Annotated in this window: 11 protein-coding genes; 8 read left to right on the forward strand and 3 right to left on the reverse strand. The window is 28.9% G+C overall.

All coding sequences use genetic code 11. From position 1 onward, the window contains the following. Positions 1-79: 79 nt before the first annotated feature. Complete coding sequence (locus tag ACWYN7_RS11915; RefSeq protein WP_462860195.1) at positions 80-1,165, reverse strand: DUF3810 domain-containing protein; 1,086 nt, start codon at positions 1,163-1,165, stop codon at positions 80-82. Positions 1,166-1,301: 136 nt separating this feature from the next. Between ACWYN7_RS11915 and dnaB the strand changes: the two genes are divergently transcribed. Continuing rightward, positions 1,302-2,828 carry a replicative DNA helicase gene (gene dnaB, locus ACWYN7_RS11920; RefSeq protein ID WP_462860197.1) on the forward strand — a complete coding sequence of 509 codons (1,527 nt, stop codon included), beginning with the start codon at positions 1,302-1,304 and terminating at the stop codon, positions 2,826-2,828. A 144-nt stretch (positions 2,829-2,972) separates the two neighbouring features. Beyond that, positions 2,973-4,157, forward strand: coding sequence for an asparagine synthetase B (locus ACWYN7_RS11925; RefSeq protein WP_462860271.1), 1,185 nt, complete (start codon positions 2,973-2,975; stop codon positions 4,155-4,157). A gap of 31 nt (positions 4,158-4,188) precedes the next feature. Here ACWYN7_RS11925 and ACWYN7_RS11930 read toward each other — a convergent pair whose 3' ends face one another. After that, a complete protein-coding gene (locus tag ACWYN7_RS11930; RefSeq protein WP_462860199.1) occupies positions 4,189-5,829 on the reverse strand; it encodes a helix-turn-helix domain-containing protein in 1,641 nt (546 codons plus the stop codon). 559 nt (positions 5,830-6,388) lie between these two features. Between ACWYN7_RS11930 and ACWYN7_RS11935 the strand changes: the two genes are divergently transcribed. The 3 genes from ACWYN7_RS11935 to bshA all read left to right on the forward strand — a co-directional run bounded on the left by ACWYN7_RS11935 (position 6,389) and on the right by bshA (position 9,923). Next, complete coding sequence (locus ACWYN7_RS11935; protein ID WP_462860201.1) at positions 6,389-7,234, forward strand: transketolase; 846 nt, start codon at positions 6,389-6,391, stop codon at positions 7,232-7,234. Positions 7,235-7,332: 98 nt separating this feature from the next. Further along, positions 7,333-8,664, forward strand: a complete 1,332-nt coding sequence (locus ACWYN7_RS11940) for a T9SS type A sorting domain-containing protein (protein ID WP_462860202.1) — start codon at positions 7,333-7,335, stop codon at positions 8,662-8,664. A 125-nt stretch (positions 8,665-8,789) separates the two neighbouring features. Beyond that, a complete protein-coding gene (gene bshA / locus ACWYN7_RS11945) occupies positions 8,790-9,923 on the forward strand; it encodes an N-acetyl-alpha-D-glucosaminyl L-malate synthase BshA (RefSeq protein ID WP_462860203.1) in 1,134 nt (377 codons plus the stop codon). Between the two features lie 109 nt (positions 9,924-10,032). On the opposite strand, the gene ACWYN7_RS11950 is transcribed toward bshA, so the two are convergent. Further along, positions 10,033-10,671, reverse strand: a complete 639-nt coding sequence (locus tag ACWYN7_RS11950; protein WP_462860204.1) for a DUF937 domain-containing protein — start codon at positions 10,669-10,671, stop codon at positions 10,033-10,035. Between the two features lie 123 nt (positions 10,672-10,794). On the opposite strand from ACWYN7_RS11950, the gene ACWYN7_RS11955 reads away from it, so the two are divergent. Genes ACWYN7_RS11955 through ACWYN7_RS11965 form a run of 3 tightly spaced genes read left to right on the forward strand, consistent with a single transcriptional unit; the run spans position 10,795 to position 13,296 of the window. Continuing rightward, entirely contained in the window at positions 10,795-12,120 is a 1,326-nt protein-coding gene (locus ACWYN7_RS11955) for a dicarboxylate/amino acid:cation symporter (protein ID WP_462860206.1), read from the forward strand. Position 12,121: 1 nt separating this feature from the next. Further along, positions 12,122-12,967 carry a sulfurtransferase gene (locus tag ACWYN7_RS11960; RefSeq protein ID WP_462860208.1) on the forward strand — a complete coding sequence of 282 codons (846 nt, stop codon included), beginning with the start codon at positions 12,122-12,124 and terminating at the stop codon, positions 12,965-12,967. After that, positions 12,967-13,296 (forward strand): hypothetical protein, encoded by a 330-nt coding sequence (locus tag ACWYN7_RS11965; protein ID WP_462860209.1) that lies wholly within the window; start codon positions 12,967-12,969, stop codon positions 13,294-13,296. The genes ACWYN7_RS11960 and ACWYN7_RS11965 overlap by 1 nt, the downstream gene beginning before the upstream one ends. Positions 13,297-13,367: the final 71 nt, after the last annotated feature.

The following is a 13,367-nucleotide window of genomic DNA, read 5'->3' on the forward strand; positions in this document are numbered from 1 at the left end:
TGTGTGTAATTTGAATTTAGGCTAAATTTATTGATAAGCATTTTGTAAAATGTTAAAGCATAATATTTTTAACAAAGTTTTAAGAAAACGAATTCACCTTTGCAGACTCAAAATAAGAGATTAAAAGATCTACAACATAGTTGTAAGATTCTACGCCTTTGGCTTGTTTGTTGGCTTTTAAATAGGCATTATATCCTTTTTTAACAAGTGGTTCAAAAGGATTTTTATAAGCTTGCCAAAATAAATAACTGTTGTTAAAATCTTTAATAATTCCTTTATGTACAGTTTGCCAAAGTTCTTTGGATAGTTCAGGATCTCGTTTTCTAATTTCTGAAATACAATAGCCAAAAGCCATTCTATAACTAGCATATTTAAAATACGCATCATCATTATAATTGGCAGCTAAAAAACCAACAAAATTAGCTTCATTTTCGGCAGCAAAACCAATTTGATGCGCCATTTCATGACAAGTTGTAGTAGGATAACTTGTTTTTGGTATTTTATCATTTACTTGAGCCTCGCCAGTTAACGGATTTAAATAACCAGAAGTACCATTATAAGTTTGTAATAAACTCATTGATGAACTTTTTACGGATGAAAATTGATATTTTAATTGCGGAAAATCGACAGCTAAATTATTATAACCATTAATGGCTAATTGATACATTACTTTTGGTTGATACGGATTATCAACTTTTAAAGTATCGTTTTGTGTGATTTTAAATTGATTTTCATTCAGTTTTTTAATAATATGTTTGGTAACTTTTGCAAGTTGTTCTGTAGTATATTTTTGTTGCTTATAATTTAGGTTTTTTGCCAAAGGTTCTCTGTAATAATTTAATCCCCAGAAAAGATAAAAACAGAAATAAATTACGGATAAAATGGCTGTAAAGTGAATTATTTTTGGAATAAAATTTTTGAATCGATTTTTTATCAATAAAAACAAAAATCGAAAAATTAGAAATACACCAAAAGCAATTAATAAATCGCCAACAGAAAAAGGAATCCAACCCAAAAGTATTCTAAAAAATGAAGATATATAGGGATAAATGCCATTAGAATAATACTTTTCAATCATAGCTGGGTTTTTAGCAACCCATTGCATCAAAAGCATTTGTAATGGTAAAGAAAATGTAAGAATTAGGTGTTTTTTATTCCATTTCATGGATGTAAAAATAGTGAAACAAATTAAATACAAATTAGTTATTAACACACTAATAACAATTTATATTCAAATTTTGTTCAAAAAGAAAATTGTTAAAATATTACATTATAATCTGTAAAAAAGTACATTTGTAGTAATGGAAAAAACGAATACGATAGCAGGAAAAAAGATTGATAAATCTAAAATTATTAGCCTCGAAAAAGGTAAAATTCCACCTCAAGCAGTTGAGTTAGAAGAAGCTGTTTTAGGTGCAATGATGATTGATAAAAAAGGGATAGATGATGTAATTGATATTTTACATTCTGACGCTTTTTATGATGCTAGACATCAAGAAATTTATGCTGCAATTTATGAATTGTTTCAAAACTCTCAACCCATTGATTTATTAACCGTTTCTAATTTGTTAAAAAAGAATGGTAAACTAGAAATGGTTGGTGGCGATTTCTTTTTAATTCGTTTAACTCAAAAAGTAGCTTCTTCTGCGCACATTGAGTTCCACGCAAGAATCATTTTACAAAAATACATTCAGCGTAAATTAATTTCGATTTCCTCAGAAATTATAGAAAGTTCTTATGACGAATCTACAGATGTTTTCGATTTGTTAGATGAAGCCGAAGGTAAATTATTCGAAGTAACACAGGGTAACTTAAAAAAGAGTTCAGAAGATGCTGGTTCTTTGGTAAAACAAGCCTTAAAGAAAATTCAAGAAATTGGTAATCAAGAAGGTATGTCTGGTTTGGCAACAGGTTTTACCAAATTAGATGCTTTAACTTCTGGTTGGCAACCATCAGATTTAATTATTATTGCAGCACGTCCAGGTATGGGAAAAACGGCATTTGTAATTTCTATGGCAAAAAATATGGCCATTGATTTTAATCATGCAGTTGCTGTATTTTCTTTAGAGATGTCTTCTGTACAGTTAATTACTAGAATGATTTCTTCAGAAACTGGATTAACATCAGAAAAATTAAGAAAAGGAAATTTAGAACCACATGAATGGGAACAACTAAATGTTAAAGTAAAACGTTTGTCTGATGCGCCTATTTTTATTGATGACACTCCTTCTTTATCTATTTTCGATTTACGTGCAAAAGCAAGACGTTTAGTATCGCAACATAATGTAAGAATTTTAGTAATTGACTATTTACAGTTAATGACAGCTGGAGGAAATGGAAAAGGTGGTGGAAACAGAGAACAAGAAATTTCAACAATTTCTAGAAACTTAAAAGCCTTAGCCAAAGAATTATCTGTACCTGTAATTGCACTTTCGCAGTTATCTAGGGCAGTAGAAACTCGTGGAGGATCTAAAAGACCTCTTTTATCAGATTTACGTGAATCTGGTGCCATTGAGCAAGATGCAGATATTGTAAGTTTCATTTTTAGACCAGAATATTATGGAATGACAGAATGGGATGATGATGAACACACACCTTGTGAAGGACAAGGAGAATTTATTGTGGCAAAACACAGAAATGGTGGTTTGGATAATATTCGTTTAAAATTTACTGGGCATTTGGCAAAATTCTCAGATTTAGAAGAAGGTTTTAGTTCAGAATTTCAATCGTCTATGAATACAGATTTTCCTGATGATCCTTTTGCAGGAGAAGGTGGGGTAGACCCAAAAGATGCTTTTGGTGATGATGGGGATGATGTGCCATTTTAGTCGTTAATCAACATTAAATAATAGAAATACACAATTGCTTTAAAGTAATTGTGTATTTTAGTTTTTGATATGAAAAAACACTTTTTTTTATTTTTAATTTTTTTATTCTCAACAGCAACTTGGGCATCATTTATATATGTGCCTATGAATCATGATAATCAAAAAAATCATTTAAAAGCTTACGGAATTGTTTATTTTGGATTAGAAGCTGGCTTAAAATCGAAATGGTTATTAAATTATGATGGAGGCGCTTTTTTAATAGAAAATAACAAGGCCATAGAAAACGAATGCAAAATTAGAGGAGTATCTTATCAAATAATTTCTGATGCTAAATCACAATTAATTTTGCAAGAAATTTCTTCACCATCATCAAATCAAGAAGCAGTTACTTTAGAAAAAGCACCTAAAATAGCAGTGTATTCACCTAAAGATAAAATGCCTTGGGACGATGCTGTAACTATGGTGTTAACTTATGCAGAAATTCCTTTTGATGTTATTTATGATAAGGATGTTTTAGAAGATAAATTGTTAATTTATGAATGGTTGCATTTGCATCATGAAGATTTTACAGGGCAGTATGGAAAATTTTATGGCTCTTTTCGAGCTGCACCTTGGTATATTAAAGGAAAAATAAATGCAGAAAAATTAGCCAAAGAATTAGGGTATAATAAAGTATCTGAAGAAAAATTAGCTGTTGCTAAAAAAATTAGAGATTATGTAATTGGTGGTGGTTTTATGTTTGCAATGTGTTCTGCAACAGATAGTTTTGATATTGCTTTGGCTGCAGAAGATGTAGATATTGCAGAAGCCATGTTCGATGGTGATGCCACAACTCTTAACTATCAAGATAAAATCAACTTTAATAAAACTTTTGCATTTACCAATTTTGAATTAGAAAGAAGTCCGACTAAATACGAGTTTTCTTCAATAGATATGACGCGTAAACGCAGAATACCAAAAACGTCAGATTATTTTTCTTTGATAGAATTCTCGGCAAAATGGGATCCAGTGCCCACAATGCTTACACAAAATCATACAATATTGGTAAAAGGTTTTATGGGCCAAACCACTTCTTTTGATAGAAATACTGTAAAATCGAATGTTTTGGTTTTAGGTGAAAATAAAACAAATAGAGAGGCAAGATATATTCATGGCACAAAAGGCAAAGGAATGTTTACCTTTTATGGAGGTCATGATCCTGAAGATTATACGCATAGAGTAGGAGATCCAAAAACGGAATTAGATTTGCATCCAACATCACCTGGTTATCGTTTAATTTTAAACAATGTTTTATTTCCTGCAGCTAAAAAGATGAAGCAAAAAACATAGATGAGCTTTTTTTATGTAACCATAAAAAACATTAAACGGCTTCTTTTTTATTCAACTCTTTAATGTAATAAGAAGGTTTTAAACCTGTTTTTTTATAAAAAGCATTAGAAAATGATTCCGCATTTTTAAAACCAACTTCGTTTGCAATGGCTTTAATGGTATATTTTTGAATGGTAGCATCACTTTGTAAAATATCTAGAGTATGATTAATTCTCAACTCATTTAAATAAGCAGAAAAACTTTTACCTTTATAATGATTGATTATTTTTGATAGATAATTTGAATTAGTTCCTAGAATTTTAGCTAATGAATTTAAGGTAATCGAAATATTCGTAAACTCTTTTTGAGTTTCAAAATCCTTTAATTGTTTTAAAGTTTTGGTAATAACTTCTTCTGGAACCGCTATTTTTTTAATTTTAATAATCTTATCTTCAGTGTTTTCTTTTTTAATAGATAGCTCTTTTTGTAATTCGTAAAAGCGTCTTTTTAGGCTTCTTCTTTTTTGATATTGATAAATCATTAAAATTAAAGCAAATAAAGCAATACTGGTTAAAACAATTTTAATGATGTTAGCAGTATGAGCTTCTTCTTTTAGTTTTTTAATAGCTCGTTCTTTTTCAGCCATTAATATGGGGTTATCGTAATCTTCTGTAAATGTTTTGGCAAGATTTTTACTTCTAATATACAGAATGCTATCTACTTTTATTAATTTTTCGATGTACTTTAATTGATTTTTTAGATCGTTTTTATTCTTGTAATAATTTATTAAAAAATTGTAACTGTTTTTTTGAGAAGATAATGTAATATTTGTTTTTTGATATAAAGAATCTATTTTTAGATTGTATAACAAAGCATTTTCTGGCTGATTTAATTTTGAGTAAGATTTAGCTAAAAAACTATATATTGAAGATAAGTTAGGATAATCTTCATAGTCTATAAATAAAGGTAGTGCTTTTTTAAAACTATTAATAGCAGATTTAAATTTTTTCTGTTTAAAACTTATTTGTCCTTGGGTACGATATGAGTACCCAATAAATATTGAATCTTTCATTTTTGTTCCAAAATCTATACCTTTTTTATTATAATAAAGTGCAGAATCATACTGCTTTGTTTTAATATAAAGTACAGATAAATTCTCTAGTAAAGAGAAATAGTTGTCATTATCAATTTTTGGGTTGTTTTGGTTATAATAATTATAAGAACTTAAGTAATGTTTTTTTCCATCTAAAACATCATTGTTTTTTATTTTTAAAAGTCCAATCCTTTGATTTATAATAAACTTTAGACTATCGTTTTTATTGCAATATTGTAAAGCTAAAAGATAATTTTTTAAAGATTTATCATTTTCTCTGTATTCAAAATAATACCTACCTTTATTCATATATGCATATGCAGGAAACATTTTTGTAGGTTTCTTTTCTGTTTTTAAAATTAAATCATCTAAATAATTTAAATAAATTGAATCATTTTTAAAAACCTCACCTAAATAGTAGTATCCATCTATACTATTAATAGTGTCTTTTTCTTTTTTAGCTTTGTTTAAATAAATATCGGCATAAGTTTTTGCTTTTATAGGATCTACGGTTTTATATTCATAATACTTATCAGATATAAAAGTAAAACTAGAGTCTAATAAAGCATTTTTATTTTGTGCATCTAGTTTATAAAACAAAAAAAACAGCAAAAAAAATAGTAGATAGGGGTATTTGTTTTTCATACTAAATTTATGAACTACAAAATTAAAGAATAAATTATTAAATCACACGATTTTCATAAATATCGTGTGTAATCATTAGTGTTTTCTTGAGATGAACTTTACTTTTGTGTCAACAGAAAATGTTTGCAGTTTATGTAAACAAAGGGAAAGTTAATTGAAAAAGAATGTTCTTTAATTAATATTTTATAAAATGTTTTAATTTGAATTTAAGCCGAGTTTCGAATTCTTAATTAAAAAATTGAAATATTTTTTTAATGAATAAAAAAAGCCGAAAAGCTGTTAAAGTAGGCAAATATTTAAAACCTATTTGATTCATTGAATCAAATAGGTTTTAAATTTAAAAATCGATTTTATTTTATTAAAAATATAGAGACTTTACTTAAAATTTGTTTCATTAAAATTACAAGATTTGCATTTGTAATAGCTATTTCACAATTTTTAAATAAATATTTAATTTAATCCTCTACTAATTCAATCACTTTTGTATTTTTGTCGTTAAAATTAAAAGAATACAATGCCTACAACACAACAATTACAAGATTTTACACAACAAGTACGTAGAGATATATTAAGAATGGTTCATAAAGTAAATTCTGGTCATCCAGGTGGATCTTTAGGCTGTGCTGAGTTTTTTACTTGTTTGTATCAAGAAGTAATGGATTATTCTACAGATTTTACTATGGATGGTAAAAACGAAGATTTATTTTTTCTATCTAATGGTCATATTTCTCCAGTTTATTATAGTGTTTTGGCACACAGTGGATTTTTTCCTGTAGAAGAACTAAACACATTTAGATTAATAGATTCACGTTTACAAGGGCACCCAACAACACACGAAGGTTTACCAGGTATTAGAATTGCTTCTGGTTCTTTGGGGCAAGGAATGTCTGTTGCTCTAGGCGCTGCAGAAGCTAAAAAGTTAAATGGTGATGACAAATTAGTGTATACCTTACATGGTGATGGAGAATTGCAAGAAGGACAGAACTGGGAAGCAATTATGTATGCATCAGCAAAAAAAGTTGATAATTTAATTGCAACTATCGATTTAAATGGAAAACAAATTGATGGTGCTACAGACGAAGTTTTACCAATGGGAAGTATTAGAGCAAAATTTGAAGCTTTTGGTTGGGATGTTTTAGACATCGAAAAAGGAAACGATATTGAAGCTGTTTTAGCTGGCTTAGCAGAAGCAAAATCATTAACAGGAAAAGGAAAACCAGTTTGTATTTTATTACATACAGAAATGGGGAATGGAGTAGATTTTATGATGCATACACATGCTTGGCATGGTAAAGCACCAAATGATGAGCAATTAGAAAGTGCTTTAGCTCAAAACCCTGCAACTTTAGGAGATTATTAAAAAATAATCGACCAAAATTATTAAAATACGACATTTGTCGTATTTTTTTTTGTTTAAAAATAAAGGTTTTTTGTATAAACAACATAAAACTCTTTAAAATGAAACAAATTAAAATGAAACTAAAACTACTAATTCTATTTCTTTCAATTAGTATTTCTTTTTCTGCACAAAATTGGAAAGATTACAAAGTAAATGAGAAAGGAGATATAATAGGAAATATGGTTATTGGAAATTTAAATGATACCATTTATGCATCTGGAAGTGATGGTAGCACTTATTACAATAGCTTTATTTATTCTAAAGACAAAGGAGCTACCTGGAGTGAACCCAAAGGTATTCTAACAGAAGATTACGGTTCTGTTGCCCAATACGTAGGAGTTAAAGATAGGGTATTTGCATCTTTAAAATTACCATCATCAGACTATTTGTATTATCACTCTAAAGACAATGGAAATACTTGGGTTTTAGATACAATAGGTTTACCTCATTTTTACGGAATAAATAGTAGACATAAAGATGCTTTTACTTTAAAAAAAATAGGTCATGAATATATTGTAGCCTATAATAATTTAACTATAAACTCAGCTTACTACAAAAAAAATGATGAACAATCGTGGAAGCCATTAACTACGTCAGCAAGCAAAGTTAACTTTAGTCTTACTTCTTTAAATGATACATGGTTCTCTCTGAATCCAAGTTATTTAGCCGCAAGTAATGAATATATAACCAAAAGTATAGATAATGGGGTTACTTGGCAGACAATTGAAACAACAGGCTTGCCAAGTACTTTTTATGCCAACATATTGGTTAGTAATAATAAAGGTAGATTATTTTTAGGAGCATCATTATCTAGTTTAACAAATAAAACGGCTGTATTTTATTCTGATGATGAAGGTAAAACTTGGCAAAACACAAATGCAGAAACATTAGTTCCCTTTACGGATAATAAATACATTGTAGACATATTTGCAATTGATAATAAAGTTATTGTAATTTACAATACAGGCTTTAACTCACCAGCTTTGTTTTTGTATTCAGATCAAGAAACACCTAATTTTGAATTTGGTGATACCACAGGATTAACAGACAATACCTTTGCTTTTCCTAATGTATTATTTAATATTGATGATACCATCTATTTAAATCATTATAATGATTTATACTCTTCAGAAACTAGTGCTTTAAATGTAAATAAGTTTAAAAAAAGTAACCTTATTAATATTTATCCTAATCCAATAGAAAATCAACTAACAATTAAAAGTGATAAAGATTTTATCTGGAACCTATCAACCCTGCAAGGAAAAACAATTATGTCTGAAGAATATCATACAAAGCAACAATCAAAGACAATTAATTTAGAAGCTATAACAAAAGGAATATATTTATTTCATACAAATAATGGATATCGAAAAAAAATTATAAAAAATTAAAACTTTTACGCTTAATAAAAGTAACCGCAATTTAAGTTGCGGTTTTTTTATGTTTTTATTTTGATTTGAACTGTAAGATTAACTTTATATTTACAACTAATAAATTTTAAACCTTCAATAAAAATATGAGAATAGGTATTGTATGTTATCCAACTTTTGGAGGAAGTGGAGTAGTAGCAACAGAGTTAGGAATGGCTTTGGCAGATAAAGGTCATGAAGTACATTTTATTACTTATAATCAACCAGTTCGTTTAGATTATTTATCACATAAATTACATTTTCATAGAGTTTTAGTAGAAGAATATCCTTTGTTCGAATATCAGCCTTACGAGTTGGCTTTATCTACAAAAATGGTAGAAGTTGTAAAAAAATATGAGTTAGAAGTTTTGCATGTACATTATGCAATACCACATGCTTATGCAGCTTATATGGCAAAACAAATGCTTAAAGAAAAAGGCATTTATGTAAAAGTAGTAACCACTTTACATGGCACAGATATAACATTGGTGGGTAGTCATCCTACCTACAAAACTGCTGTAGAATTTAGTATTAATAATTCTGATGTGGTAACTGCAGTTTCTAATAACTTAAAAGATACTACCAATCAACTTTTTAATATCAATAAAAAAATACAAGTAGTTTACAATTTTATTGATGTAGAAAAATACAGCAAAGCAGAAGAAGATGAGTGCCAAAGAGGAGCATTGGCAGCACCTAATGAAAGAATTTTAACTCATATTAGTAATTTTAGACCTGTAAAAAGGGTAGAAGACGTTATTAAAATTTTTTATGAAGTTCAAAAAGAAATCCCTTCTAAATTATTGATGATTGGAGAAGGGCCAGAAAGAAAAAAAGCAGAACTTTTAACAAAAAAACTTGGAATTAGGAATAAAGTATTCTTTTTAGGAAACAGTACAGAAATCGATAAAATTTTATGTTATTCTGATGTGTTTTTACTACCCTCTGAAACTGAAAGTTTTGGTTTAGCAGCTTTAGAAGCAATGGCTGCAAAAAATGCAGTTATTTCTACAAATACAGGTGGTTTACCAGAAGTGAATCTACATGGAGAAACCGGTTTTTTAAGTAATTTGGGAGATGTAGAAGACATGGCGAAAAATGCGATTTCTATTTTAAAAGACGATGATATTCTTGAGTGTTTTAAATTAAATGCAAGAGAGTTTACAAGACGTTTTTCTTTACAGAATATTTTGCCTGTTTATGAAGATATTTACAAGTCTTGTTATAAAAGTGAAGTTTAAAAAAAATCATAAAAAAAACTCAAAATCATCGATTTTGAGTTTTTTTAATTTGTTTTTCTTTTCACTTCAACCTTCCACCATCATAAAACCTTTTTCACTTCCAATTCTATTATTTTCCGAAAAGACCACCTAGCATTCCACCAATTCCTCCAGATTGTTTATTACTTCCTCCTAAAAACATTCCAGCAACATCATCAATTACACTTCCATCACCATCAGCATCTAAAACTTTTTCTATAAAACTTTGGTCGTTTGCAGCAGAACTACCACCAAGTAAACCACCTAAAAGCCCAGTTAAATCTCCAGAAGAACTTACATTTTGATTGCGTTTTTCTTTACCTAAAACTCCCATTAAAATCGGTGCAGCAACTTTTAAAATGTTAGCAACAGAACCTGCATCTAATCCTGCTTTTTGACTAATAACTTGTTCTACACCTTGTTGCTTAGCACCTAAAACATGATTTAAAATTCCTGCTCCATCTTGTTTTACACTTTCATCTACACCACCACCAAACAAAACACCAAGGTTGTCTAAAATACTTCCATCGTGTTTGCTAGCTAACGCACCCATTAAACCTTCTGCTCCTTGTGGGGTAGCTGCATTTCTCTCCATAGCTTTCATTAACACAGGTAAACCCATTGTTAATACACTACTTGTTTTACTAGAATCGTTACCTGTAGCACCTGCAACACCCGAAACAATTTGCTTTCCTAAATCACTATTTAATAAATCTAATATTCCTGCCATTTTATGTTTTTAATAATTAATTTATATGTTCACTAAAAATAAGACACAATATAATAATAAAGTCACTTTATTTTTAAATATTTTTTTATCTTTCAGCTTATTTTTTAAATTCTAAATAACTATATGAAGAAACTCGCTTTGCATTGGAAGATTTTAATAGGAATGGTTTTAGGAATCATATTTGGTTTCATAATGAATTCTATTGATGTTGGTAAGGATTTTGTAACAGATTGGATTAAACCTTTCGGAACTATTTTTATCAATCTTTTAAAATTAATTGCAGTACCACTTATTTTAGCTTCCTTAATTAAAGGAATATCTGACTTAAAAGATATTTCTAAAATTAAAAAAATGGGTTTCAGAACCATTTCAATTTATATTTTTACAACCCTAGTTGCAATTATTATTGGTTTAGGAATTGTAAATACGGTTAAACCTGGTAATGGAATGCCTGCTGATACTATAGAAAAAATTAAAGCAAAGTACGAAACGTCTAGTGGGGTTTCTGATAAGTTAGCAAAAGCCTCTGTTCAAAAAGATTCAGGTCCACTACAAGCTTTAGTAGATATTTTTCCGAGTAATATTTTTAAAGCATTTACAGAAGCAAGTATGTTGCAAATTATCTTTTTTGCCTTATTTGTAGGAATTAGTCTATTATTAATTCCAGAAAAAAAAGCAAAACCATTAACAGACTTTTTTGATTCTTTAAATGAAGTGGTAATGAAAATGGTAGACTTAATTATGCTTTTTGCACCTTATGCCGTTTTTGCTTTACTGGCAAATGTTATTATTGCTTTTGATGATACAGAAATTTTAGTAAAATTATTGGCTTACGCATTGTGCGTGGTTGGAGGTTTAGTGATAATGATAGGTTTTTATGTTTTATTAGTTTCTGTGTATACAAAAAAATCACCAGCTTGGTTTTTAAAACAAATAAGTCCAGCACAATTACTTGCTTTTTCTACAAGTTCAAGTGCTGCAACTTTACCAGTAACTATGGAGCGTGTAGAAGAACATTTAGGTGTAGATAAAGAAGTTTCTGGTTTTGTTTTACCTGTTGGAGCAACTGTAAATATGGATGGAACTAGTTTGTATCAAGGTATAGCAGCTGTATTTATTATGCAGGTTTTATGGCCAGAAGGATTAACTTTAAGCAATCAATTGATAATTATAGGAACTTCAGTTTTAGCTTCTATTGGTAGTGCTGCTGTGCCAAGTGCAGGTATTGTAATGTTGGTTATCGTTTTAGAAACAATTGGTTTTCCTGCAGAATTGCTACCAATTGGTATTGCCTTAATTTTTGCTGTAGATAGACCTTTAGACATGTGTAGAACAACTGTAAATGTTACTGGTGATGCAACTGTGGCAATGATTGTAGCAAAATCTTTAGATAAATTACACGATCCTAAACCAAAAAATTGGGATGATAATTATGAAGCTGTAAAGTAAAATGTCTTTAAAAATAGATAAACCTTTAGTTTCTTCAGAATGGTTATTTAATCATTTAGAACATGAAAACTTAATTGTTTTAGATGCAACTTTACCCAAGGTAACTGCTCTAAAAAAAGAGGTTATTACAAAAAAATATCAAATTAAAAATGCTGTTTTTTTTGATATTAAAAATGTGTTTTCTGATGTAAATGCTCCTTTTCCAAACACCGTTTTATCAGCTAAAGAATTTGAACAAAAAGCTCAAAATTTAGACATAAATAAAGAGAGCTGTATTGTTGTTTACGACGATTTGGGTATTTATTCATCACCAAGAGTTTGGTGGTTGTTTCAATTAATGGGCTTTACTAATATTGCCGTTTTAGATGGTGGTTTTCCAGATTGGGTAACAAAAGAATATCCTATAGAAAAACCACATAAAAAGCAGCTAAATAAAGGTGATTTTACAGCTAATTATAAACCTGAAAAATTAAAATTTACTAATGATGTTTTAGAAGCCATCAACAATAAAAATCAATTAATTGCTGATGCAAGATCTAAAGGTCGATTTTATGCAACTACTCCAGAACCAAGAGCAAATGTAAAAGGTGGGCATATACCCAATTCAGTGAGTTTGCCTTTTAATGATGTATTAATTGATGGAAAACTAAAATCGGAAAAGGAATTAAAATCAATTTTTAAAACCGTAAACCCAGAAAATAAAGAATTTATTTTTTCTTGTGGAACAGGAATTACGGCTTCAGTTTTAGCTTTAGGTGCAGAAATTGCAGGTTATAAAAATTGTGCTGTTTATGATGGTTCTTGGACAGAATGGGGTTCTACAAATAATTTACCAATAGAAAAATAATGGAAAAATTAGATTGGACAAAAAAAGAATTTGAAGCTTATGTGCTTTTGTATGCTGCACATTGTAATTTTTTTGAGTCAGAAGAAGAAGAAAAATACATTTTATCTAGAGTTGATAAAAAAATATATCATAGAATTCATACAGAAGTTGTTGTAGATTCTGATGAACAAAACTTAAATAAAATTCAGCAGTATTTATCAGAAAATAAATTTAGTCAAAACGAAAAAGACGATTTAATTAGAGATATTAAAAATGTGTTTTTTGCTGATGGTTCTGTAGATGTAATCGAAAAAAAAGTGTTCAGTATTTTAAAGAAAATTATAGAATAATATTATCAGTATTATGTTAGTTTTTTTTGGTGACTCTATATAAATTTCACCAATTAATAAGGGTTTAGAAC

It is taken from the genome of Polaribacter sp. M10, assembly GCF_054968445.1.